The organism is Sphingomonas palmae (genome assembly GCF_900109565.1).
Classification (GTDB): domain Bacteria; phylum Pseudomonadota; class Alphaproteobacteria; order Sphingomonadales; family Sphingomonadaceae; genus Sphingomonas; species Sphingomonas palmae.
The window spans coordinates 1-22,499 of record NZ_FNZZ01000006.1 but is presented as its reverse complement, the minus strand read 5'-3'; the positions used below and the strand labels follow the sequence as shown (position 1 = coordinate 22,499).

Genomic DNA, 22,499 nt, shown 5'->3' with positions numbered 1-22,499 from the left:
ATATGCCTGATCGCGTAGCGGACAACCAGCAGCGATCATCAGGGGATGGATGATGAACTTCGAGCAGTCGGAACGATCGCTGGCATGGATGGAGCGGGTACGCGCGTTCATGGACGCGCACATCATTCCCGCGATCCCGACCTATCACGCGCAAGCCGCCGCGATCGATCGTTGGACCGAAATTCCGCCAGTATTCGAAGAGTTAAAGGCCAGGGCCAAGGCCGAAGGCTTGTGGAATTTCTTCATGCCGCCGTCGGATCACGACGACGAATATTTCACCAGCCCCGGGCTCACCAACCTCGAATATGCGCCGATCGCCGAGCTGATGGGCCGCGTGTCGTTCGCGAGCGAGGTATTCAACTGCATGGCGCCCGACACCGGCAATTTCGAGGTGCTCCACCGCTACGGCACGCCGGCACAGAAAGAACGCTTCATGCTGCCACTGCGCGACGGCGTCACGCGATCGGCCTTCCTGATGACCGAGCCCGCGGTCGCCTCGTCGGACGCGCGCAATATTCAGACCGCCATTCGTCGCGACGGCGATCACTACGTCATCAACGGCCGCAAATGGTGGTCGTCCGGCGCGGGTCATCCCAAGTGCGACTTCTTCGTGCTGATGGGCAAGACCGATCCCGACGCCGCCGCCTATCATCAGCAGTCGATGATCCTGGTGCCGCGTGACATGCCGGGCGTGACGCTGGTGCGTCACCTGCCGGTGTTCGGATACGACCACGCGCCGCACGGCCATTTCGAGGTGCTGCTGGAAGACGTGCGCGTGCCGGCGGAGAACATGCTGCTCGGCGAAGGGCGCGGGTTCGAGATCGCGCAGGGCCGCCTAGGGCCGGGCCGCATTCATCACACGATGCGCAACATCGCGACGATGGAGGTCGCGCTGGAAAAGATGTGCCGCCGACTGCTGACGCGCCGCACCTTTGGCAAGACGATCGCCGAGCATTCGGTGTGGGAAGAGCGGATCGCGCGCGCGCGCTGCGAGATCGAGATGGCGCGTCTGTTGTGCCTCAAGGCCGCGCACATGATGGACACGGTCGGCAACAAGGCCGCGCGCGCCGAGATCGCGATGATCAAGATCGCCGCGCCCAAGATGGCGCAGCAGATCGTCGACGACGCGATCCAGGCGCACGGCGGCGCGGGCGTGACCGACGACTTTGGCCTCGCCGAACTGTGGGCGAACACGCGCATCGTTCGCCTGACCGATGGACCCGACGAGGTGCACGAACGGCAGCTCGCGCGCATGGAGCTCGACAAGTACCGCGCGGAGCTGGCGGCATGAACGCGCCCGCGGCGATGATCGGCCAGACCGCGGCGGTCGCGCCCGGGAGCGCGTTCGACGAGGCGGTGCTGGAACGGTATCTCACCGGCACAATCCCCGGCTTCGCGGGTCCAATGCGGGTGGAGCAGTTCCAGGGTGGGCAATCCAATCCCACGTTCCTGCTCCATACGCCCGACGCGCGCTACGTGCTCCGACGCAAGCCCGCCGGTGTGCTGCTCGCCTCCGCGCACGCGGTCGACCGCGAGTACCGCGTGACCCGCGCGTTGTTCGAGGCAGGACTGCCCGTGCCTGAGCCGCTGGTGCTGTGCGAAGACCTGGATGTCATCGGCTCGATGTTCTACGTCATGCGCCACATTCCCGGCCGCGGCTTCTGGGACCCGCGCATGCCGACGCTGTCGCCGCACGAACGCGCAGCGGTGTACGATTCAGCGAATGAGACGCTCGCGCGGCTGCACCTAGTCGATTACGCCGCACTCGGGCTGTCCGACTACGGCCGCCCGGGCAATTACTTCGCACGCCAGATCTCGCGCTGGTCGCGGCAGTATGAGGCGTCGCGCACCGACGATCTGCCGGAAATGGACCGGCTCGCCGCCTGGTTGCCGGGGGCAATCCCGGCGGGCGACGATCGTACCACGATCATCCACGGCGATTACTCGTTCCACAACCTCCTGATCCACCCGACCGAGCCGCGCGTCGCGGCGGTGATTGATTGGGAACTATCGACGCTGGGCGATCCGCTGGGCGATCTGACCTACCATATGATGGAGTGGTTCCGGCCCGAGGGCGTCGACGTGCGCGGCACGTTGCGCGGCGCCGATCTCGCTGCGCTCGGCATCCCGACCGCGCGCGATTACGCGCAGGCGTACCGCGATCGCACCGGGTTCGACGTCGATCCGACCCACCCCTTCTACACCGCGTTCAACCTGTTCCGGGTCGCGGCCATCCTGCAGGGCATTGCGGGGCGCGCGCGCGACGGCGTGCAGACCGCCGACAACGCGGGCGAGATCATCCAGCGCATCAAGCCGCTGGCGCGCGCCGCATGGGCCTCCGCGCAGCAGGCGGGCGCCAGCTGAACTGATCGCCTTCACCACACGCCAACGATGATGCGACCCGCAGCGATAGCGGGCGACGAGGAGAGGCCGGATGATCACGAAACCGAAACATTGGGCGCTGGGCGTCTCCGCGCTGGCGCTGATCGCCCCCGCGGCCCACGCGCAGACGGGCAATCCGGCGCTGACCGCACCTGCCTCGCCCGCGCCACCACCCGCGCAGACGCCCGCATCGCAGCAGCCGGTGGCGGCAGAAGCGACGTCGACGCCCACGGCTGCGGCAACGCCCGGCGACGACATCGTCGTCACCGCAACGCGCCGCGCCGAGCGGCTGCAGGACGTGCCGATCGCGGTTAGCGCGCTCGGGTCCGAGCAGATCCAGGCCCGCAAGGTCGATAACTTTTCCGAGATCGTGAAGATCGCGCCGGGTCCGACCTTCGTGCCGGTCAAGGGCACGTCGGTCATCACCGTGCAAATTCGTGGTCAGGGAACGATCAACGACTCGCCCGGTCTCGAGAGCCCCGTGGGCGTGTACATCGACGACATCTTCTACGGCACGCTCGCTTCGTTCGACGCCAATCTGTTCGACGTGTCACAGGTATCGGTGCTGCGCGGTCCGCAAGGGACGACCTTCGGGCGCAACGCGGTCGGCGGCGCGCTGGTCATCACCAACAACCTGCCCGAAATGGGCGCGAGCACCGGGCGCGCCAGCGTCACCGCGTCGGATTTCTCGGGCGGACGCGGCGGGATCGAGGCCGACGGCTTCATCAACGTGCCGCTCGGCGACACGCTCGCCGGGCGCTTCGCCTACGGGGTCAAGGATGTCGGCGGATATCAGCGCAACCTGCAAACGGGCCATTACCTCGCCAACAACAAGGTCGCGGCGTACCGCGGATCGCTGCGCTGGCAGCCGAGCGACAAGTGGGACGTGGTCGGCAGCCTGTCCTATCTGAAACGCGGCGGCTACGGCGACGGGCCGACCATCGTCGGTGACGGCTCGCTCGCCGCCGCGGTCAAGGCGCGCACCGACGGCGACCTGCACAAGGTGCTGCTCGACGATGACGGTTACACGCGTCGCACGATCGTCGCCGCGCTGCTCAACGTCGGATATGAAACCGGGATCGGCCGGGTCAGTTCGATCACCGGGTACCGGTACCTCAAGTCGCGTCTGGCCGAGGATGCGGACGGCGGCCCCAACCCCGTCAACTACCCCTCGCTCAACACCAACGACGAGTGGCAGGTGAGCCAGGAGTTCCGCTTCACCTCCGATCTGGGCGGACCATTCGACTTCGTCGCCGGCGCGTATTTCGGCTACGAGGATCTGAACCACAGCATCGTGTTCGGCTTCGACGGGCGCGACCCGAACCTGTATTTCTCCGTGCTCAACCAGGGGCGCTACACACCGGGCCAGGTGTTTGAGGGTCAGATCGAGAACCGCAGCTTCGGCCCCTACGCGGAGGGCAAGTACAAGCTCACCGACAAACTCTCGCTGACCGCTGGACTGCGCTACAGCTACGAGCGCAAGACCGGCTACACGCGTCATATCGGGTCGTCGCCGTTCCAGGGCGGCGCTTATTACCAGCAACTGCCCGCCAACGGCGACGCGGTCGACAGCTGGACCGGCTGGACCCCGCGCTTCATCGCGGAATACCGCCCGGTACGCGGCAGCCTGTTCTACGCCTCCGCCTCGCGCGGCTTCCAGGGCGGCGGGTGGAGCTTCAACGTCCGCACGCCCGCCGCGGCGGCGACCCCGCTGAAAGCGCAGACGACGTGGAGCTATGAGATCGGCACCAAGACCGACCTGTTCAATCGCGCGCTCACGCTCAACATTGCCGCCTTCCACGCCGACACGTCAGACCTGCAGGTCCGCTCGCAGGTCAACGGCGTGTTCCAGGATTCGAACGCGGGCAAGCTGCGCGCGCGCGGCGTCGAGGTCGAGGCAGTGGTCCGCCCGGCGCGTGGCCTGTCGCTCGGCGCCAATTACGCCTACACCGACGCCTTCTACCAAAGCTTTGTCGGCTGCACTGCGGGCGGGCTCGACTGCACCGGCAACCAGGCACCGTTCACGCCCAAGCACGACTTCACCGCATTGCTCGACTACACCGCCGACCTGGCGAATGGGTCGTCGCTCGCCTTCCACTTCGACACGAAGTTCGCCAGCGCATTCCAGGTGACCCCGACCGGGCTCGGGCAGCGCGCGGTGCCGCTGACCGAGCGCAAGAACGTCGCCAGCACGTCGCTGACCTATACGCCGCCATCCGGCCGGTGGGACGTGCGCGTGTGGGCGCGCAATCTGTTCGACAAACAGTATGTCACCAACGGGCTGCAGTATAATTTCTATCACGTCACCCGCGCCGAAGTGGCGGCGACCCCCGGCGGCCTGGGCGCACTCGACGTCGAGCGTGTCAGCGTCGCGCCGCCGCGCCAGATCGGCGCCACGCTGACGCTGCGGTACGGGAAGTGACATGCGCGAAGGATCGACCATGACCGAAGCTCCGAGCGCCGGCGCGCGCAGGCTGGCCTTGCTGCTGCTGATCGTGGTGTCGGTGTTCAACTACCTCGATCGCACCATCATCTCGATCCTGCAGGTGCCGATCAAGCGCGACCTGTCGCTCAGCGACGCGCAGCTCGGCGCGTTGACCGGTCTCGCCTTCGCGCTGTTCTACTCGACCTTGGGCGTGCCGATCGCGCGGCTGGCGGATCGCTACAGCCGGCGCTGGGTGATCGCGGGATCGATCGCGCTGTGGAGCGCGATGACCGCGATCAGCGGCTTCTCGACCAGCTTCGCCGCACTGGTGTTCTTTCGCATCGGCGTGGCCCTGGGCGAAGCGGGCAGCATTCCCGCGACCCACTCGATGCTCGCCGACTATTACCCGCCCGAGCGGCGCGCGACGGCGCTCGCGATCTGGGGGCTCGCGCTGCCGATCGGCGTGATGCTCGGCTATCTGAGCGGCGGATGGCTGGCGCAGGCGATCGACTGGCGCGCGGCACTGTGGATCGTCGGCGGTGTCGGCGTCCTGCTCGCACCCCTGATCCTCGCGCTGCTGCGCGAGCCCGCACGTGGCCGCTTCGACAGTGGACCGGCACCCGCCGCAATGCCGTGGCAAGAGGGCTTGCGCGTCATGGCGCGTCGACCCAGCCTCCTACTGCTGTTCGCGGGTGGCGCGCTCAACAATCTGGTGCTGAGCGTCGCGCTCAACTGGAACGCGCCTTTCTACGCGCGGCTGCACGGCATGGCGCTCGGCGACATCGCCACCGCCTTGTCGCTGATGACGGGGATCGGCGGCGCGATCGGCATCTTTGCCGGAGGCTGGCTGACCGACCGCGTTCGTATCGACACGCCCGAGCGACGCCCGATCCTGACCGGCATTGCGCTGCTGCTGACCACGCCGGCGGCACTGGTTCAGTTGCAGGCGGCCTCGACCGCCGTCTCGCTGGCGGCAGGAGCGGTCACCGTGCTGCTGCTGTTCTTCTACTACGCGCCGATCATCGCCATGACGCAGTCGCTGGTGCCCGCATCGATCCGCGCCTTCACCTCGTCGATCCTGCTGCTGAGCGTCAACATCATCGGCCTGGGTCTCGGTCCGTGGCTGACGGGCATTCTGAGCGACATGCTGGGCGGCGCGGACCATTCGCTGCGAACCGCCATGACGATGATCTCGTTCTTCGGACTGGCCGCGGGCGGGTGCTTCCTGCTCGCCGCGCGCTTCTACGCAAAGGATTTGCGGAAATGACCAACTGGACCAACGGGTGCGCCGTGATCACCGGCGCGGGCAGCGGCATCGGCGCGGCGCTGGCGCGCGAGGCGGCGGCAGCGGGCATGAACGTCGTGCTGGCCGATATCGCGGAGGCAGAGGCGCAAGCGGTCGCAGCCGAGATCGGCGCGGACCGCACGCTGGTGGTGCGCTGCGACGTGACGCGCGAAGGCGATTTGATGGCGTTGGCCGACGCGGCCGAGGCACGGTTCGGGCGCGTCGGATTGTTGTGCAACAACGCCGGGATCGTCCCGGGCGGTCGCCACCGCCGCGTCTGGGAATATAGTGACAATGACTGGCAATGGTCGCTCGGCGTCAACCTGAATGGCGTGCTGCATGGCATGCGAGTGTTCGTCCCGCGCCTCCTCGCGGCGGGAGCACCCGCGCACATCCTCAACACCGCATCGGTCGCGGGCGTGGTCAGCGGGTCGGGGTCGGCCTGCTACGGCGCGGCGAAGCACGCGGTCGTGCGCGCCACCGAGGCGCTCTACGCGGGCTTGCAGGAGATCGACGCGCCGATCGGCGTCACCATGCTGCTGCCGGGCCTCGTCGCCACCCGCATCTACGAGGCGGAGCGATCGCGTCCGCAGGCACTGGCCCATCCCGAAGGAACGCCGCGCGAATCCGCCGACCTGGAGGCGATGCGCGACGATCTGTACCGCAATGCGATCACCGCGGAACAGACCGCCCAAATCGCGTTCGAGGGCATTCGTCGCGGCGACTTCTACGTGTTCACGACCGACGCGTTCGATCCCGCGATCGCGGCACGCGCCGACGCGATCCTGGCGCGCCGCAACCCGACGTTCGAGAGCATTGTCGCGATGAGCCGCAAGGATGCGGGGCTTGCCGACACGAGCGATCAGTGACGCGGTGAAATCGTTCGCCGATCGCCACGTCCTGGTCACCGGCGCGGCGAACGGGATCGGCCTCGCCGCCGCGCACGCCTTCCTCGACGCGGGCGCGACCGTGTGGCTGGCGGACCGCGACCGCGAAGCACTGGACGCCGCCTGCGCATGCCTGCCCGATGGAAAGCCTCATCACGCGATCGCGCTCGACGTCACCAACGAGGCCGGCTGGACCCGTGCAGCGGCGCTGATCGACGATCAGGCGGGACGGCTCGACGTGCTCGTCAACAATGCGGGACGCGGCAACTTCTGTGCAATTGCCGATCTGTCGCTTGACGAGTGGCGGGCCGTCCGCGCGGTTAACGTCGACAGCCTGTTCCTCGGTACGCGCGCGATGATGCCGCTGCTCGAGCGGTCCGATCACGCCGCGATCGTCAACATCGCCTCGATCCGCGGGATCATCTCAGGCCCGGGCTCCAGCGCCTATTCGGCCGCGAAGGGAGCCACGCGCATGTTCAGCAAGGCCGCGGCGATCGAGTTCGCCGCGCACGGATCGCGCATCCGTGTCAACACGATCAACCCCGGCCTGATCGACACGCCGCTCGCCCGCGCGGTCTTCGACGATCCCGCGATCAAGGCCAGGCGGCTGGTCGACATTCCGCTCGGGCGGGCGGGGAATGTCGAGGAGATCGCGGCGGCGATCCTCTTCCTCGCGGGTGACGGTGCCCGCTACATCACCGGCACCGACGTGACGATCGACGGCGGGCAGACCGCCGGCTGAGCGTCAGGCGGCGACCAGCAGCGTGCCCGCATTCCCGCCGGAGAACAGGTCGACGAAGGCGTCGGGCAAGCGCTCGAACCCGCGTCGCACGTCGACCTGCACGGAGACGCGTCCCTCCGCCTGCCACTGTCGCAACCGCTCGCGGGCCGTCGAGGCGCGATCGACGAAGTCACCGACCACGAAGCCTTCCATACGGATCCGTCCGTAAACGATCTTCATCATGTCGCTCGGACCAGGCGCGCCGCCCGGCCGATCATAGGCCGAAATCTGCCCGCACAGCACGATCCGGCCGTGATCGGCCATATTGTCGACCGCCGCCTGCAACTGCTCGCCGCCGACATTGTCGAAGAACAGGTCGATCCCTGATGGGCATAGTTCGGCGAGCCGCCCGGCGACGTTCTCCGCGCGGTAGTCGATCGCGGCATCGACACCGGTGACCTCGACCAGATGCCGGCACTTTGCCGCGCCACCGGCGATGCCGATCACGCGGCAGCCGGTGACCTTGCCGATCTGACACACGAGCGAGCCGACCGACCCGGCCGCACCCGACACGACCAATGTTTCGCCAGCGACCGGGCGTCCGACGTCGAGCAGGCCGAAGTACGCGGTCAGGCTGTTAGGCGAGTAGAGCCCCATCGCATCCTCGAACGACACGTCGTTGGGCACCGGGAACGGCGGCACGGCCGCGCTGTCCGGGCGCACGACGCTCAGATCCTCCCAGCGCGCCATCGCGACCATGCGGCTGCCGACCGCATAGTCGGCGTGTTCGGATGCGATTACCTCGCAGGCGGTCATGCCCGCGATCGTACCGCCGATCGGGATCGACCCGCGATAGCTTCCGCCGTCATTCAACCAGTTGCGAATAGTGGGTGCGACCGAGAACAAGTGGTTGCGCACCAGCACCTCGCCCATCCTTAGCACCGGTCGCGCAAACGGTTCGCTCACCAGCGCGAAGTCGCTCGCCTTGACTGGACCGTCGGGCCGCGCGGCCAGCGTCCAGCGCCGGTTGACGCTCATGCCGCCAGCGCCCGCCGCGCCTGAGCAGCGCTGCCGGACGCGCGCGCGAGCAGCATGACGCGGCGAAGCCCACGCCCGACCGCCAGCTCGTCGGTCACGCCCATGCCACCGTGCAGATGCACCGCATCCTCCGCCACTGCCTGCGCCCTTTCCGCGATGTAGGCTTTGGCAGCCAGCGTTGCGCGGACGAACCCCGTGTCGCCCCGATCCTCGACGGCCGCCTTCAACAACAGCGAACGGCTCTGCTCGATCGCGACGAACATGCGCGCGAGCTTGTGCTGGACGACCTGAAACGACCCGATTGCGACACCAAACTGCTTGCGCTCACGCGCGTAGGCGACCGCCTGCTCGTAGAGCGTCGTCATGGCGCCGACCAGCTCGGCCGTGTGGCACAAACGCACGGTTGCGAGACACGCCGCTACGTCGGCCGCACTAACGTTCAGCGCGGTCGCGGCACAATTGGCGAGCAACACCGTCGCGCCCGGCGTCCCGTCGATCAAGCGCACCGGCGTGACCATCACACCCGTGGCCTCCGGTTCGACGACCCACGCGCGCTTATCAGCGAGAACGACGATCGCGGCCGCTTCCGCTGCCCAAGACACAATGCCGAGATCGCTCGAGAGCGTGTCGCCGCGCGCATCAACCGGTGCCTGTGCGAGCGCCAGATGTTGTTCTCCCATCAGCGCCCGCTCGACCCAGCGGCTGGTGAGGTCCGCGTCGCCCGCACGCGCGATCAGGTCGGCCGCGCCGCCGATGCTCTCAGCGAGTGGCGTGATCGCGAGCGCGCGCCCAATCTCCTCGGCGATGATCGCCGCGTCCTGCGGCCGTCCGCCGGTGCCGCCCGCCGCCTCGGGCAGCAGGAAGGACAGTAGGCCGAGTTCGGCGACCGCGCGCCACACGTCGCGCGGCATCGGTCCCTTGCCCATCGTGGTCGCGTCACTACCGTCTGCGAGGAAGCGCCTGACCGTGTCGCGCAGCAGCACCTGCTCGTCGCTGGGGATCAGGTCCATCTCAGACGCGCTCCACAATCGTCACGTTGGCGATTCCGCCACCCTCGCACATCGTCTGCAACCCGTAGCGACCGCCGCGCGCGTGCAGCGCGTGGACCAGCGTCGCCATCAACTTCGTACCCGTCGCGCCCAGCGGATGACCGAGCGCGATCGCGCCGCCGTTGACGTTGAGCTTCGTCGTATCGGCACCCAGCGCCTTCAGCCACGCCATCGGAATTGAGGCGAATGCCTCGTTGACCTCGAATAGGTCGATGTCGTCGAGTGACAGTCCGGCGCGCTGCAACGCGCGCCTGGTCGCCGGAATCGGCTCCTCCAGCATGATGACGGGATCGCCCGCGGTGACGGTCAAATTGTGAATGCGCGCGAGCGGGGTCAGGCCGTGCTGCTTCACCGCCTGTTCCGACGCGACCAGCACACCGCTCGCCCCGTCGCAGATCTGGCTCGCCGAGGCAGCCGACAGCGTGCCGTTGGGGCTAAGCAGCTTCACCGTGCCGATCGACTCGAGCGAGGCGTCGGCGCGGACGCCCTCGTCATGGTCGTGGACGTGCCGGCTGCCATCCGCCTCGGTCGTGGTGACCGGCACGATCTCGGCCTTGAACGCACCCGCGTCGCGCGCCGCCACTGCCTTGCGGTGGCTGTCGAGGGCGAACTGGTCGAGCGCGGCGCGATCGAAGCCGTATTTGTCCGCGATCATCTGCGCGCCGGTGAACTGGCTGAAGCTTTCCACACCGAAGCGCTTCTGGATGCTGGGCGCGAACGGGCCGCTGCCCATGCCCGCCTGCGCGGCGAGCGTGACGGGCGAGCCCATGTGAACGCGCGACATGCTCTCCACCCCGCCCGCGATCACCAGGTCCTGCGTCCCTGACATCACCGCCTGCGCGGCGAAGTGGAGCGCCTGCTGCGAACTGCCGCACTGGCGGTCGATCGTGACCGCAGGAACGCTCTCGGGCAGCGACGAAGCGAGCACCACGTTGCGCCCGAGCGCGAAGGTCTGCTCGCCCACCTGGCTGACGCAGCCGATGATGACGTCGTCGATCGCCGCGGGGTCGACGCCGGTTTCGGCGAGGATCGCGTCGATTACCGTGGCGCCGAGGTCGGCGGGATGGATGTCGGCCAGGCGACCGTTGCGACGACCACCGGGTGTGCGGCGAGCGGAAACAATGAAAGCGTCAGGCATAAGCAAATCCTCTGCGCGTCACAGGCCGACCGCGGCCTTGGCGATGATGTTGAGCTGAACCTCGCTGGTGCCGCCGAAGATCGACCAGGCACGCGCATTCAGGTAGCGGACCGAAGCGAGCGCCGCCTCGGGCGGGCCGATGCCTTCAGCTGCGTCGGCGGCATGGAACGGGCGTTCGGCGGGCAGTTGCAGGCCGGCCAACCCGAAGGCGTCGACCGCCAGCGCCTCGATCCCTTGGCGCACCTCCGACGCGATCAGCTTGACCGCGAGGCTGCGCGGGTGCGGCGGCTCGCCGTGCTCGATCTCAAGCAGCGTGCGAAGCTCGCTCATCTCCAGTGCCTCGGCCTCAAGCCGCAGCCGCACCGCGCGATCGGCGAGTTCGCTCGAAAAATCGGCGGCGCGCTCCAGCCGATCAAGATCGGCAAGCAGTTGCGGCGCGTAGCCTGTGCCGCCACGCTCGTTCTCCAGCAGGAACTTGGCGATCGTCCAGCCCTGCCCTTCCGCGCCGATCAGATTGTCGGCGGGCACGCGAACGTTTTCCAGGAACACCTCGTTCAGCTCGTGATCGCCCGACGCGCTGATGATCGGGCGCACGGTGACGCCGGGCGTGTTCATGTCGATTAGCAGGAACGAGATGCCGCGCTGCGGCTTGCCGGTCGCATCGGTGCGCACCAGCGCGAACAGCCAATTGGCGAACTGCGCCTGCGTGGTCCAGATCTTCTGCCCGTCCACGATATAATCGTCGCCATCACGCACCGCGCGGGTGCGCAGCGAGGCGAGGTCGGAGCCAGAGCCTGGCTCGGAGAAACCCTGCGCCCAGATATGCTCGCCGCTACGCAAGGGCGGCAGGAAACGTGCCTGCTGCTCATGGGTGCCGTAGCTGAACAGCACCGGGCCGACGAGCTTCAACCCCATCCCCGGCAGCACCGGCGCGCCCGCGCGTGCCACTTCGTTCTCGAAAATCCAGCGCCGCACCGCATCCCAGCCGGGACCGCCCGCCGCCTCGGGCCAGAAATAGGTCAGCCAGCCCTGTCGGTCGAGCGCGCTCTGCCACGCGCGATAGACGTCGGGTTCGGCGAACACGCCCGAGGTAAGCGTCGCGCCACGCCGCATCTCAGGCGTCAACGCCGAGTCGAGAAAGGCGCGAACCTCGTCGCGGAAGGCGAGATGCTCGGGAGATAGCGTCATGTCCATCACGCGCGCTCCACGATGGCGACGCCCGAGACGCCGGGTGCGCCGTAGACGTGGGAATAGCCGAGCCGCGGATCACCAGGCACCTGTCGTGCCTCCGCCTGACCGGTCAGCTGGCGATAGTTCTCGTACACCTGGCGCAGCCCCGAGGCACCGATTGGCTCTCCGCAGGCAAGGCAGCCGCCATCGGTGTTGACCGGCAATTGCCCGCCGATGTGCGTGCGGCGCTCGGCGATCCACGCCTCCTGCTCGCCGTCGGCGCAGAAGCCGTTTTCCGCCATGTGCATGATCTCTGCGCCCGACTCCGTGTCCTGCAACTGCGCCACGTCGATGTCCCCGGGCGCCACGCCTGCCATCTCGAACGCCGCGCGCGAGGCGATGACGGTCGGCGACGGCCCCCGCTCGATCGTCAGCGCGGGCGAGAAGACCTCGAACGAGCCCGGCGGCCGGCTACGCACCGCCGCCGCGCGCAGCCGCACCGCGGGCAGACCGAGCTCGCGCGCGCGCTTCTCGCTGGCGAAGATCAGCGCCACCGCGCCTTCCGCCGGCGAGCAGAACATGAACTTGGTCAGCGGATCGCTGACCATCGTCGACGACAGGATCGTCTCCGCGTCGACCGCCTCGCGCCGCCATGCATGATCGGTCAGCGCGCCGTTCTCGAACGCCTTCTCGGCCACCCTGGCGAGCGTCGGCGCGGTGATGCCGTGCGCGGCCATGTAGCGCTGGATCTTCATCGCGAAGAATTGCGTGGTGAGCATCAGCCCGGTCTCACCATACCATTCGGGCAGGCCCCATTCGGCAGGCTTGGGATCGAACGCGCCGCGCGGATGCTTGTCGAAACCGACAGCGATGCCGAGGTCGAACTCGCCCGACTTGATCGTCGTGTAGGCGCCGAACATCGCCGAGCCACCGGTCGCGCACCCGTTGGCGACGTTGATGAACTGCACGCCAGTAAGCCCCAGCTCGGACACCATCGTGTCCGCCTTCCCCGCCGCGTCCGACCCGCCATAAGCGAACTGGATGTCGCTCCACGACAGCCCCGCGCCGGCGAGCGCGGCGCGCACCGCATACGCGCCCTGCTGCAACCCCGTCCGCTCGGGCGTGCGCCCGAAACGGTGGATGCCTGCACCGATGATGTAAACGTCGCTCATGCCGCAGCTCCGATCGGCGCGAAGGCGAACGACAGCCGCGTCGAGCCGTCGTTCAGTGTGAATGGCTCGGGTACCAGCCGCATCGGCATGTCGATTGCGAAGCCGTCGAGCGCGGCACCGGTCAATCGCCCTTCGACAATCACGGCGTTGCCGAGCGCGACATAGCCCACCGCATAGGGCTCGAACGCGTCGGGTCCGGCATAGGGCGGCGACTTGGGGCGGAAGCGCTGCACGGTCCAAGACCACAAGGTGCCGGTGCGCGGCAGGGTGACCTCCTCGAACCGCTCGGCGTCGTTAGGCGCGGGAAAGACGATCGCGCCCGTCTCGCGATCGCGCCCGGCGAGCAAGGTGATCCTGCCGTTAGGGTCGATGGTCAGCAACCGATCGTCGATCGGCGGCGGCGCGTCGCGCATGTCGTCTCTCCTCTTGATGGAGAAACTAACCCGCGCTCGGTTGGCGCGCTTCTGACCTTTGGGTCAGCGCAATGTGCCGAGGAAGCCTAGTTGCGCCGCCTTGAACAACGCCTGGTCGCGATTGACTGCGTCGAGCTTCTGCGCGGCGGCACGAATGTGGAAGCGGATGGTGGTGCGCTTCAAGCCCAGGATCAACGCGATCTCGTCGTTGGTCTTGCCCGCCGCCGCCCAGCGCAGGCACTCGACCTCGCGCTTGGTGAGCGCCAGTCCGGCGAGTTGCTCGCGCGGGCGCTCGGTTGCCTTGACGTAGCTGGCGATGAAGATGCGCGCGAGCAGCGCCAGCGCCTCGTCGTGCTCCTGGTAGAGCGCGGACAGGTCGTCGACCGCCTCATCGGGATGGATGAAGCTCGCCGCGCCGATCTGACCGAACGGCAGGTGTACCGGCACGACGATTGCCGCGCGGGTCAGCGCGCGCGCCTCGAAGTCGGACAGGTCGAGCGACTGGAGCAGCGGACTGGGCGAGCGCGCGTGGATGCCGTGCGCGTTGCACCAGAACGGCTCCGCCTCCAGCCGGCACGCGCGCGGCAGGGGCGAGGTGAGCGCCAGTTGCGGCACCTTCCACCAATCGACGTGCGCGCCCTCGGGCTGGAACACTGCACTGGCGAGGACGCTGCCGTCCGCATCGGTCATCGGCGCGGAGGCGGCGATGTTGTGCGTCACATTGACGTACAGCCCGGTCAGATCGGCGACCGCGTCGCGGAACGCCTCGGCCGCGAGCCGGATATCGGCCGGCGCGTTGATACGGACCGAGTCGATGATCGTGTCGGCGATCAGCATGTAGAGCGGCGATGGCAAGCGGGAACGATCATGCGACCTTGGGTATAGGCGCGCTCGTCCGGCCTGACCATTGTGACAGGGCTGAGCTCTCTGGTCGCGTGGTAACAGGCGGCGAAAGCACCAGCAGCGTGCGCGGGAGAGCGATCGTGACACCAGTCCCCAGCTTCGATTTCACTGGCAAGACCGTGCTCGTGACGGGCGGCAGCCGTGGGCTGGGACGTGCGATGTCGCTGGGCTTCGCCGCCGCCGGCGCCAGCGTCGTGGTGTGCAGCCGCAAGCGCGAGGCGTGCGATGAGATGGTCGCGGAGATCGTCTTGGGCGGTGGCCGCGCCGCGGCGATCGCCGGCAACGTCGGCAACTGGTCGAGCCTTGATCGCCTGATAGACGACGCGGTCGCCGCGTTCGGGGGGCTCGACTGTCTGATCAATAACGCCGGGATCGCGCCGGTCGCGGACAGCTCGGCCGCGATGAGTGAGGCGCTGTTCGACAAGATCGTGGCAGTGAACACCAAGGCGCCATTCCGCCTGTCGGCGCTGGCCGAACCGCATTTGCGCGCGCGGCATGGCTCGATCATCAACGTGACCAGCATCGGCGCGATCCGCCCATCGCCCGCCTACCCGGTCTATGCCGCGGCGAAGGGCGCGCTCAACATCCTGACGCGGTCACAGGCAATGGAGTTCGGACCCGCGGTGCGCGTCAACGCGATCATGGCGGGGCCGTTCTGGACCGACATCTCCGCCGGCTGGCGCGAAGAGTACGATCGCGACGCGCCATCTGCGCTTCAACGGATCGGGCGGCCCGAGGAGATCGTCTCCACCGCGCTTTACCTCGCCAGCCCGGCGTCGAGCTACACGACCGGCGCGATCATCCGCGTCGACGGTGGCGTGTTGTGAACCGGACTGCTCCGCCCGCGATGAGCATGGCGGAGGCGCACGCGCGGCTGACCGCACCCGACAGCGCCTTCGCGATCGAGCGCCGCGTAATCGATGGCGTTTCGCAACGCTGCTGGGTGCACACGCCCGCGACCGCGCGCCAGTTGCTGATCGACGCCGCCGTGCACGACGCACGCGACTTCCTGATCTTCGAGGACGAGCGCATCGGCGTCGGCGGGTTCCGCAAGGCTGTGTCGGCGCTCGCGCACCACCTGCGCGACGGTAGCGTTCGACCCGGAGACCGCGTCGCGATCGCAATGCGCAACCTGCCGGAATGGCCAGTCGTCTTCTTCGCCGCGCTGTCGATCGGCGCGATTGCGACGGCGATGAACGCGTGGTGGCAGCACGCCGAACTGGCGTACGCGCTCGAGCATTGCGGCGCGACGCACCTGTTCGCCGATGCGGAGCGGCTGGATCGGCTCGCTACCCTGCCCGGCGGCGTGCGCTGCTACGCTGTTCGCGGTGCGATGCCCGGAGCCACGTCGCTTACCGACATCATCGGCACGACCGCGCACTGGAATGCCCTGCCCGATCGCCCGCTGCCCGCGGTGTCGCTCGACGCTGACGATGCGGCGACGATCTTCTTCACCTCGGGCACGTCGGGCAAGCCAAAGGGCGTGCTGGCGAGTCATCGCGCGATATTGAGCAACATCACCGGTGCCGCCTTCGCGGGTGCACGAGCTAGTCTGCGCGACCGCGGAACGCTTCCCGTCGCAGATCCGGACGCAGCGCAGAGCGGTGCGCTGATGGCGGTGCCGTTCTTCCACGTCACCGGCGCGTTCGCGGTGCTGTCGCCGGCGCTGCACGCGGGAAATAAGCTCGTGCTGACGCATCGCTGGGACGCGGGCGAGGCGCTGCGGCTGATCGAGCGTGAGCGGCTGAACTGGGTCATCGGCGTGCCAACCATGATGCTGCAGCTCGCCGATCACCCCGACGCCGCAACGCGCGACCTGACCAGTCTGGTGAGCCTGGGCTACGGCGGCGCAGCAGCGGCACCCGACCTAGTCGACCGGCTGGCGAGCGCGGTGCCGCAGGCGGTGCCGGGGCACGGCTGGGGCATGACCGAAACGTGTGGCCTGACGCTTACACATTCGGGGAACGACTATCGCCGGCGGCCGACGAGTTGCGGCGCCCCGGTCGCGGTTGCACGCGCGGAGGTCCGCGGCGAGGACGGCCGGCGCATTCTGCCGGCCGATCAGGTGGGTGAGCTGTGGGTCTCGGGTCCGAACGTAATGCGCGGCTATTGGAACGATCCGGCGGCGACCGCGGCGGTGCTGCAGGGCGGTTGGCTGCGCACCGGCGATCTCGCCCGCATCGATGCGGAGGGCTTCGTCCACATCGTCGACCGCGCCAAGGACATCGTCATCCGCGGCGGCGAGAACGTGTTCTGCATCGAGGTTGAAAACTGCCTCTACGAGCACCCGGCCGTGCAGGACGCCGCGCTGGTCGGCCGTCCCGACCGCATGCTCGGTGAGGTGCCGGTCGCGGTTGTCGTGCTGCGCGGTGGCGCGAAGGCGAACGGTGAACAGTTGCGCGCGCACGTCGCTGCGCAGCTCGCCGCCTTCAAGGTTCCAGTAGAGGTCGTGCTATCGTCCGCGCCACTGCCGCGCAACGCGGCGGGAAAACTGCTCAAGCGCGACATCCTCGCCGCGCTCGGCCAGCGGGAGGGCTAGTCGGCTTTCAGTCCCTCGAAGAACGGCTGGCACAGCGCGTCCGCGACTTCCTCGGGCGTGCGCTTGGACGCCATCGGCGGGTACCATTTGTACGCCCAGTTGCACATGCCAAGAAAGCCGTAGGTGGTAAGAACGGGATCGCATGGTCGGAACGTGCCGGTTTCGATGCCCTTGCAGATCAACGCCTTGACATGCTCGAAGTAGTCGCGCCGTGCCTGTCTGATCGCATCGCGCATCTGGCCTTCGAGATCGCCGTAATTGTCCATAAACGCGCGAACGTAGCCCGGATGGTTGGCGATCTGCCGCAGGATGTCGACGCAGGCCGAGCGCAATCCGGCAAGCGGATCGTCGCTTTGTGCATGCTCAAGCCCGCCCAGCAACGCACGAATATGCGTGTCGTGGATGGCGTACAGGATCGAGATCTTGCTGGGAAAGTAGTGGTACAGCGTCGGCTTGCCGAGCCCGACCTCGTCCGCCAGCATTTGCATCGAGGTGTTGTGATAACCGACCTTGTCGAACAGGCCGGCGCAATGTTCGATGATCTCGGCGCGCTTCTCATCATGCGCCTCGGTGGTCGCCCGCTTTCTCGATTTCGCGACCATGATCTCTCCCGTCTTCATGCGCGCGGCCATCCTAGTCCGTCGCGGACCTTGCGTCCATCGCGCCTCATGCGGCCTTTGGCTGCATCGCGGTCGCACCGACGACCCAGGCCGACAGTCCCGCGACCGGCACGGCGCACAGCACTGCCTCCGCGACCTGCGCCTCGGTCGCGCCCGCGCGCCGCGCGCCGTCCATGTGAACGCGCGACCATTCGCTATAGTCGGCAGCCAGCACCGTCACCAGCAGCAGCTCGGCATGATGCGGCTCAAGCGCGGTGTGCGACAACGTGCCTTCCCGCATCAGATAGTAAGCGTCCGCGCCTTCGGGCACGAGGTCGAGCAGCAGCTGGAGAGAGGGCGGTACCGTGCCGAAATACCCGACGAAGTTGCGCTCGGCCTCGCCCTCGGCAACGTTAACCGGGACCTCCTCGGCGGCGATCGTTGCGGCGTCGCCGTAGATCGACCGCAATACTTCGCCGAAGCGGAGCGCGGCGCCCTCCCCGCGCGAACTCGACAGGATGGTCATCGCCGCCGCGGCGGCTTCGAGCGCCAGCCCGGCCTCCTTGGCTGCCTGCAGCTCGCGCTGCGCCATCGCCTCATACCCCTTGGTACAGGCAGCGGCGGCGACGAACAGGCGCTTGATCTCGGCCGGCAGCGCTGCATCGCGCTCGATGACGCTGCGAAAGCGTTGGTAGCCCGCGATCGTCTTGGGCGCATTCTGTCGCAAGCGGCCGTTTTCCAGCAGCAAATTGGTGCCGACCATTACCTTCAATCCTTTACCATCCGACCATACGGTCGAGCGTGAAAACTAGCATTGCAGCAGCGCACGTCAACCAACCCCGTCATTGACGACCGACCAGACGGTCGAGTAGGTACAGCGAATGACATTGAACATGTTGGCGCAGCAGGAGAACAGGTGATGGGCGTACTCGACAGGCGGGTCGCCCTCGTCACCGGCGCTGCATCGGGGATCGGTCGTGCAACCGCGCAAAGCTTCGCTCGCGAGGGTGCTCACGTCTGGCTCGTCGACCGCAACGCCGACGGGCTCGCGCAGGTACGCGCAGAGTTGGACGGCGATCACCATGTCCACCAACTCGATGTCACCGACGAGGCGGGCTGGATCGCGCTGGCGAACTCGCTCGACCGACTCGACGTCCTAGTTAACAACGCGGGCTTCGGCGTTTTTCGCTCGATCGCCGACACCACGCTGGAGCATTGGCGTTCGATCATGGCCGTCAATCTCGACAGCGTATTTCTCGCTACCAAATACCTGCTGCCGTTGCTGGCGCGCTCGACGCACGGCGGTGCGATCGTCAACATGTCGTCGATCCGCGGCATCGCGGGTGCTGCCAACACCGCTTCCTACTGCGCATCGAAGGGCGGCGTACGGATGTTCACCAAGGCGACCGCGCTGGAGTGTGCCGCGCTCGGCAACAACGTGCGCGCGAACTCGATCCATCCCGGCCATGTCGCCACGCCGCTGACCGCGGGCGCGCACGTCAGCGAGGAGGATCGTCGCGCGCTGCTCGCCGACACGCCGATCGGGCGCAAGGCGATGCCAGAGGAGATCGCAGATGCTATCCTGTTCCTCGCCAGCGATGCATCGCGCTACATGACCGGCGCCGAACTGGTCGTCGATGGCGGCTCGACCGCGCAATAAGGATCATTGCATGAAGATAGCAGGACTGGCCGCGATCGTGACCGGGGGCGCCTCGGGTCTCGGCGGTGCGACCGCAGCGATGCTCGCGGCGCGCGGGGCGAAGGTGACGATCGTCGACCGCGACGCTGACGCCGCCCGCGCGCACGCAAGCTCGATTAGCGCACGCGCGGCCGCGCTCGACGTGACCGACGACGCCGCGATCGAACAGACGCTCGCCGAGGCGGAGCAGGCAAACGGCGTTGCCCGGATCCTGGTCAATTGCGCCGGCGTCGCGCCCGCGATCAAGACGGTGAACAAGGATGGCGCGCCTCACCCGCTCGCCGCGTTCCGACAGGCGATCGAGGTCAACCTGCTCGGCACTTTCGCGGTGCTGGCGCGCTTCGCCGCACGGCTGGCGTCGGCGGACCCGATCGGCGAGGAGCGCGGCGTAATCGTCAACACCGCCTCGGTCGCAGCGTTCGACGGGCAGATCGGACAGGCGGCCTATGCCGCGTCAAAAGCCGGCGTCGCGGGCATGACGCTGCCGGTCGCGCGCGATCTGGCGCAGCACCGCATCCGCGTGATGACAATCGCGCCGGGCATCTTCCTGACTCCGATGCTGAAGGGCCTGCCGCAGGCGGCGCAGGACTCGCTCGGCACGCAGGTTCCGCATCCCAGTCGGCTGGGTCACCCGGAGGAATATGCCGCACTGGTGGAGGCGATCGTTACCAACCCGATGCTCAACGGCGACGTGATCCGCCTCGACGGTGCGATCCGGATGGCGCCGCGATGACGCGCGGAGCCGATATCGCGACGCAGGTCGCCGCGTTCGTCCGAGAGACGGTGGCGCCGTTCGAGCGCGACCCGCGCTGCGGCACGCACGGCCCCTCGGACGAACTGGTACAGGAACTGCGCGGCCTGGCGCGCACGGCGGGCGTGCTCACCCCGCATATTCTCCCGGACGGCAGTCACCTGACGCACCGCGAAACCGCGCAGGTGCTGCGCGCCGCTGGGCTCTCGCCGCTCGGTCCGCTCGCGGTCAATGTCATGGCGCCCGACGAGGGCAACATGTACCTGCTCGGCAAAGCAGCGAGCGCGGAGCAGAAGACGCGCTTCCTCGACCCGCTGGTCAGCGGCGAGGCGCGCTCGGCCTTCTTCATGACCGAACCGGCCGCCGATGGTGGAGCAGGCTCCGATCCGTCGATGATGCTGACCACCGCGGTCGCGGACGGCAACCACTGGGTGGTGAACGGGCGCAAGGCGTTCATCACCGGCGCAGACGGCGCGCGCATCGGCATCGTCATGGCGAAGGCCGAGGAAGGCGCGACGATGTTCCTCGTCGACCTGCCCGACGCTTATGAGAGCGGCGCCATCACGATTGAGCGCGTGCTCGACACGATCGACTCCTCGATGCCCGGCGGCCACGCGGTGGTGCAGATCACTGATCTTCGCGTCCCCGCCGACCAGATGCTCGGCAATCCCGGCGAGGGGTTCAAGCTCGCGCAGATCCGCCTGGCGCCCGCGCGGTTGACGCACTGCATGCGCTGGCTGGGCAGCTGCCAGCGCGCGCACGAGATCGCGACCGACTACGCCAACCGGCGCCACGCCTTCGGCAAACCGCTGATCGATCACGAAGGCGTCGGCTTCATGCTGGCGGAGAACCTTATCGACCTGAAGCAGGCCGAGCTGATGATCGACTGGTGCGCCGACGTACTCGACACCGGCGCGCTCGGCACCGCGGAAAGCTCGATGGCGAAGGTCGCGGTGTCGGAAGCCCTCATGCGCATCGCCGATCGCTGCGTGCAGGTCATGGGCGGCACCGGTGTCACCGGCGACACGATCGTCGAGCAGGTGTTCCGCGAAGTTCGCGCCTTCCGCATCTACGACGGCCCGACCGAGGTGCACAAATGGAGCCTCGCCAAGAAGATCAAGCGCGACTGGCGCGCGGCTAATCTATGACCAAGCGAGATACCACGAACGTCTGCCACTTTCACGAGGGTGCACTTCCACTCAGAGAACACAAGATCATACCGAACGTCAGTGCGACGGTCACCTACAAGGTGGCTGAATCGGTGAGATACTGTTTGACGATACCTCGCTCTGGACCGACACGCGCGGCGCCGGCTCGCCAGCGTAGCGGCGAGCAACGCGTACCTGCCGTCCCTTTCACGCGTCGAGCGTTGTTTACAGATCGCCAGCTGAACCGCGACGACGGACCTTCATCGTTAACCCGGCCCGCCAGATGCCAGCTGAAGCGCTGACGGACTTGAGGACCCGCTGCCAGACCGCTTACGTCCTTTCGGCGAAGAATCGTTCAACGAACGATCGATAGCAGCTTGGGGCACGCCCGAGTAGCGCGCGAGGGTTAGCGGACTGCCTCCGGCATAGCCATGCTCGAAGGAGTGAGCGCACCTGGGGAGATAGGTGTCGACCAACCAGGGCTGCCAGCCACGACCGCCCGCCCAACCGGCCGAGTCATGGGTGGCTCAATTGGTCTGAACAGGCTCGCGGCTTGGACAACTGGATCGCCGTTGATTGATCATGTCGCTGCGAGAAGCGGCCGGTGGGGAGTATGATTGTTCGGAGCTGCGACCACCAAGCGCAGAATGCGGGCAGACGGCGTTGTAGAAGCCGAAATTACGGCGGATGCAGGCGCGCGCTTCGGGAACCGAGGCATAAGCGTTGAGATACTATTCCGGACAGGCCGCTTGCTCATCTTGCCTCCTGCTCCCGGCCGGCATGGCCGCTGTCAGATCGACAGTCTACTTATGCCCGCTATCCATGTTCCCCGAACGAGCTCTAGGCCCCGGACCGGGTGGTCTGAGGCTTTCGTGGTATTGTTGGTTGCGGGGGCTGGATTTGAACCAGCGACCTTCAGGTTATGAGCCTGACGAGCTACCGGGCTGCTCCACCCCGCGTCGGCTGGATGTTGGTCCAGCGGGATATGGCCTGCGTGTTGGCAGGGGGTAACATTGTGATGGGTTCTTTGTGTGTGTTTCACCGGCGTCAATGCCTGGCGGCGACCTACTCTTCCATCGCTTGAGCGATAGTACCATTGGCGCAGAAGGGTTTCACGGCCGAGTTCGGGATGGGATCGGGTGGGACACCGACGCTATGGCCACCAGGCAATGATGCCGGT

General features: G+C 67.4%; 20 protein-coding genes, 1 tRNA gene and 1 rRNA gene. 11 read left to right on the top strand and 11 right to left on the bottom strand.

The window, feature by feature from the left end:
- The first annotated feature begins 52 nt into the window (after positions 1-52).
- The 6 genes from BMW51_RS13555 to BMW51_RS13530 all read left to right on the top strand — a co-directional run bounded on the left by BMW51_RS13555 (position 53) and on the right by BMW51_RS13530 (position 7,721).
- On the top strand, positions 53-1,291 hold the full coding sequence (locus BMW51_RS13555) for an acyl-CoA dehydrogenase family protein (RefSeq protein ID WP_093007672.1): 1,239 nt from the start codon (positions 53-55) through the stop codon (positions 1,289-1,291).
- Positions 1,288-2,364, top strand: a complete 1,077-nt coding sequence (locus BMW51_RS13550; RefSeq protein WP_093007357.1) for a phosphotransferase family protein — start codon at positions 1,288-1,290, stop codon at positions 2,362-2,364. The genes BMW51_RS13555 and BMW51_RS13550 overlap by 4 nt, the downstream gene beginning before the upstream one ends.
- Positions 2,365-2,434: 70 nt before the next feature.
- On the top strand, positions 2,435-4,804 hold the full coding sequence (locus BMW51_RS13545; RefSeq protein WP_093007355.1) for a TonB-dependent receptor: 2,370 nt from the start codon (positions 2,435-2,437) through the stop codon (positions 4,802-4,804).
- A gap of 19 nt (positions 4,805-4,823) precedes the next feature.
- The gene (locus BMW51_RS13540) at positions 4,824-6,074 is read left to right on the top strand and encodes a spinster family MFS transporter (RefSeq protein ID WP_245708537.1); all 1,251 of its coding nucleotides are present in this window, start codon (positions 4,824-4,826) and stop codon (positions 6,072-6,074) included.
- Entirely contained in the window at positions 6,071-6,961 is an 891-nt protein-coding gene (locus BMW51_RS13535; RefSeq protein ID WP_093007352.1) for an SDR family NAD(P)-dependent oxidoreductase, read from the top strand. The genes BMW51_RS13540 and BMW51_RS13535 overlap by 4 nt, the downstream gene beginning before the upstream one ends.
- Positions 6,939-7,721: an SDR family NAD(P)-dependent oxidoreductase gene (locus BMW51_RS13530; RefSeq protein WP_245708536.1), complete on the top strand. Its 783-nt coding sequence runs from the start codon at positions 6,939-6,941 to the stop codon at positions 7,719-7,721. The genes BMW51_RS13535 and BMW51_RS13530 overlap by 23 nt, the downstream gene beginning before the upstream one ends.
- A gap of 3 nt (positions 7,722-7,724) precedes the next feature.
- Here BMW51_RS13530 and BMW51_RS13525 read toward each other — a convergent pair whose 3' ends face one another.
- The 7 genes from BMW51_RS13525 to BMW51_RS13495 form a co-directional block, all read right to left on the bottom strand.
- Positions 7,725-8,738 (bottom strand): NADP-dependent oxidoreductase, encoded by a 1,014-nt coding sequence (locus tag BMW51_RS13525; protein WP_093007350.1) that lies wholly within the window; start codon positions 8,736-8,738, stop codon positions 7,725-7,727.
- Positions 8,735-9,748, bottom strand: a complete 1,014-nt coding sequence (locus tag BMW51_RS13520; protein WP_093007348.1) for an acyl-CoA dehydrogenase family protein — start codon at positions 9,746-9,748, stop codon at positions 8,735-8,737. The genes BMW51_RS13525 and BMW51_RS13520 overlap by 4 nt, the downstream gene beginning before the upstream one ends.
- 1 nt (position 9,749) lies before the next feature.
- Positions 9,750-10,925 carry an acetyl-CoA C-acetyltransferase gene (locus BMW51_RS13515; RefSeq protein ID WP_093007346.1) on the bottom strand — a complete coding sequence of 392 codons (1,176 nt, stop codon included), beginning with the start codon at positions 10,923-10,925 and terminating at the stop codon, positions 9,750-9,752.
- An 18-nt stretch (positions 10,926-10,943) separates the two neighbouring features.
- On the bottom strand, positions 10,944-12,119 hold the full coding sequence (locus BMW51_RS13510; protein ID WP_093007344.1) for an acyl-CoA dehydrogenase family protein: 1,176 nt from the start codon (positions 12,117-12,119) through the stop codon (positions 10,944-10,946).
- Positions 12,119-13,267: a thiolase family protein gene (locus BMW51_RS13505; RefSeq protein ID WP_093007342.1), complete on the bottom strand. Its 1,149-nt coding sequence runs from the start codon at positions 13,265-13,267 to the stop codon at positions 12,119-12,121. The genes BMW51_RS13510 and BMW51_RS13505 overlap by 1 nt, the downstream gene beginning before the upstream one ends.
- Positions 13,264-13,680: a Zn-ribbon domain-containing OB-fold protein gene (locus BMW51_RS13500; RefSeq protein ID WP_093007340.1), complete on the bottom strand. Its 417-nt coding sequence runs from the start codon at positions 13,678-13,680 to the stop codon at positions 13,264-13,266. Before BMW51_RS13500 ends, BMW51_RS13505 begins: the two co-directional genes overlap by 4 nt.
- 63 nt (positions 13,681-13,743) lie before the next feature.
- Positions 13,744-14,517, bottom strand: coding sequence for a helix-turn-helix transcriptional regulator (locus BMW51_RS13495; RefSeq protein WP_093007338.1), 774 nt, complete (start codon positions 14,515-14,517; stop codon positions 13,744-13,746).
- A gap of 146 nt (positions 14,518-14,663) precedes the next feature.
- On the opposite strand from BMW51_RS13495, the gene BMW51_RS13490 reads away from it, so the two are divergent.
- On the top strand, positions 14,664-15,410 hold the full coding sequence (locus tag BMW51_RS13490; RefSeq protein WP_245708535.1) for an SDR family NAD(P)-dependent oxidoreductase: 747 nt from the start codon (positions 14,664-14,666) through the stop codon (positions 15,408-15,410).
- Positions 15,407-17,122 carry a class I adenylate-forming enzyme family protein gene (locus BMW51_RS13485; protein WP_245708534.1) on the top strand — a complete coding sequence of 572 codons (1,716 nt, stop codon included), beginning with the start codon at positions 15,407-15,409 and terminating at the stop codon, positions 17,120-17,122. Before BMW51_RS13490 ends, BMW51_RS13485 begins: the two co-directional genes overlap by 4 nt.
- On the opposite strand, the gene BMW51_RS13480 is transcribed toward BMW51_RS13485, so the two are convergent.
- Together BMW51_RS13480 and BMW51_RS13475 are read right to left on the bottom strand one after the other, a co-directional pair.
- Positions 17,119-17,742 (bottom strand): TetR/AcrR family transcriptional regulator, encoded by a 624-nt coding sequence (locus BMW51_RS13480; RefSeq protein ID WP_245708530.1) that lies wholly within the window; start codon positions 17,740-17,742, stop codon positions 17,119-17,121. The two genes, BMW51_RS13485 and BMW51_RS13480, sit on opposite strands and share 4 nt — an antisense overlap.
- A gap of 46 nt (positions 17,743-17,788) precedes the next feature.
- On the bottom strand, positions 17,789-18,484 hold the full coding sequence (locus BMW51_RS13475; protein WP_093007332.1) for a carboxymuconolactone decarboxylase family protein: 696 nt from the start codon (positions 18,482-18,484) through the stop codon (positions 17,789-17,791).
- A 156-nt stretch (positions 18,485-18,640) separates the two neighbouring features.
- Here BMW51_RS13475 and BMW51_RS13470 point away from each other — a divergent pair, with 156 nt between their 5' ends.
- The 3 genes from BMW51_RS13470 to BMW51_RS13460 are packed head-to-tail and all read left to right on the top strand — an operon-like array spanning position 18,641 to position 21,319.
- Positions 18,641-19,381: an SDR family NAD(P)-dependent oxidoreductase gene (locus tag BMW51_RS13470; RefSeq protein ID WP_093007330.1), complete on the top strand. Its 741-nt coding sequence runs from the start codon at positions 18,641-18,643 to the stop codon at positions 19,379-19,381.
- 10 nt (positions 19,382-19,391) lie between these two features.
- The gene (locus tag BMW51_RS13465; protein WP_093007328.1) at positions 19,392-20,153 is read left to right on the top strand and encodes an SDR family NAD(P)-dependent oxidoreductase; all 762 of its coding nucleotides are present in this window, start codon (positions 19,392-19,394) and stop codon (positions 20,151-20,153) included.
- Positions 20,150-21,319 (top strand): acyl-CoA dehydrogenase family protein, encoded by a 1,170-nt coding sequence (locus BMW51_RS13460; protein WP_093007326.1) that lies wholly within the window; start codon positions 20,150-20,152, stop codon positions 21,317-21,319. Before BMW51_RS13465 ends, BMW51_RS13460 begins: the two co-directional genes overlap by 4 nt.
- An 882-nt stretch (positions 21,320-22,201) precedes the next feature.
- Here the strand turns inward: BMW51_RS13460 and BMW51_RS13455 are convergent.
- Positions 22,202-22,278 (bottom strand) — tRNA-Met (locus tag BMW51_RS13455).
- Between the two features lie 93 nt (positions 22,279-22,371).
- Positions 22,372-22,486: ribosomal RNA gene (gene rrf, locus BMW51_RS13450) — 5S ribosomal RNA — on the bottom strand.
- Between the last annotated feature and the right edge of the window lie 13 nt (positions 22,487-22,499).

Coding starts and splice junctions, on each gene's coding strand:
- BMW51_RS13555 (WP_093007672.1), top strand. CDS start 53: ATGAACTTCGAGCAGTCGGAACGATCGCTGGCATGGATGGAGCGGGTA.
- BMW51_RS13550 (WP_093007357.1), top strand. CDS start 1,288: ATGAACGCGCCCGCGGCGATGATCGGCCAGACCGCGGCGGTCGCGCCC.
- BMW51_RS13545 (WP_093007355.1), top strand. CDS start 2,435: ATGATCACGAAACCGAAACATTGGGCGCTGGGCGTCTCCGCGCTGGCG.
- BMW51_RS13540 (WP_245708537.1), top strand. CDS start 4,824: ATGACCGAAGCTCCGAGCGCCGGCGCGCGCAGGCTGGCCTTGCTGCTG.
- BMW51_RS13535 (WP_093007352.1), top strand. CDS start 6,071: ATGACCAACTGGACCAACGGGTGCGCCGTGATCACCGGCGCGGGCAGC.
- BMW51_RS13525 (WP_093007350.1), bottom strand. CDS start 8,738: ATGAGCGTCAACCGGCGCTGGACGCTGGCCGCGCGGCCCGACGGTCCA.
- BMW51_RS13520 (WP_093007348.1), bottom strand. CDS start 9,748: ATGGACCTGATCCCCAGCGACGAGCAGGTGCTGCTGCGCGACACGGTC.
- BMW51_RS13515 (WP_093007346.1), bottom strand. CDS start 10,925: ATGCCTGACGCTTTCATTGTTTCCGCTCGCCGCACACCCGGTGGTCGT.
- BMW51_RS13510 (WP_093007344.1), bottom strand. CDS start 12,119: ATGGACATGACGCTATCTCCCGAGCATCTCGCCTTCCGCGACGAGGTT.
- BMW51_RS13505 (WP_093007342.1), bottom strand. CDS start 13,267: ATGAGCGACGTTTACATCATCGGTGCAGGCATCCACCGTTTCGGGCGC.
- BMW51_RS13500 (WP_093007340.1), bottom strand. CDS start 13,680: ATGCGCGACGCGCCGCCGCCGATCGACGATCGGTTGCTGACCATCGAC.
- BMW51_RS13495 (WP_093007338.1), bottom strand. CDS start 14,517: ATGCTGATCGCCGACACGATCATCGACTCGGTCCGTATCAACGCGCCG.
- BMW51_RS13480 (WP_245708530.1), bottom strand. CDS start 17,742: ATGAAGACGGGAGAGATCATGGTCGCGAAATCGAGAAAGCGGGCGACC.
- BMW51_RS13475 (WP_093007332.1), bottom strand. CDS start 18,484: ATGGTCGGCACCAATTTGCTGCTGGAAAACGGCCGCTTGCGACAGAAT.
- BMW51_RS13470 (WP_093007330.1), top strand. CDS start 18,641: ATGGGCGTACTCGACAGGCGGGTCGCCCTCGTCACCGGCGCTGCATCG.
- BMW51_RS13465 (WP_093007328.1), top strand. CDS start 19,392: ATGAAGATAGCAGGACTGGCCGCGATCGTGACCGGGGGCGCCTCGGGT.
- BMW51_RS13460 (WP_093007326.1), top strand. CDS start 20,150: ATGACGCGCGGAGCCGATATCGCGACGCAGGTCGCCGCGTTCGTCCGA.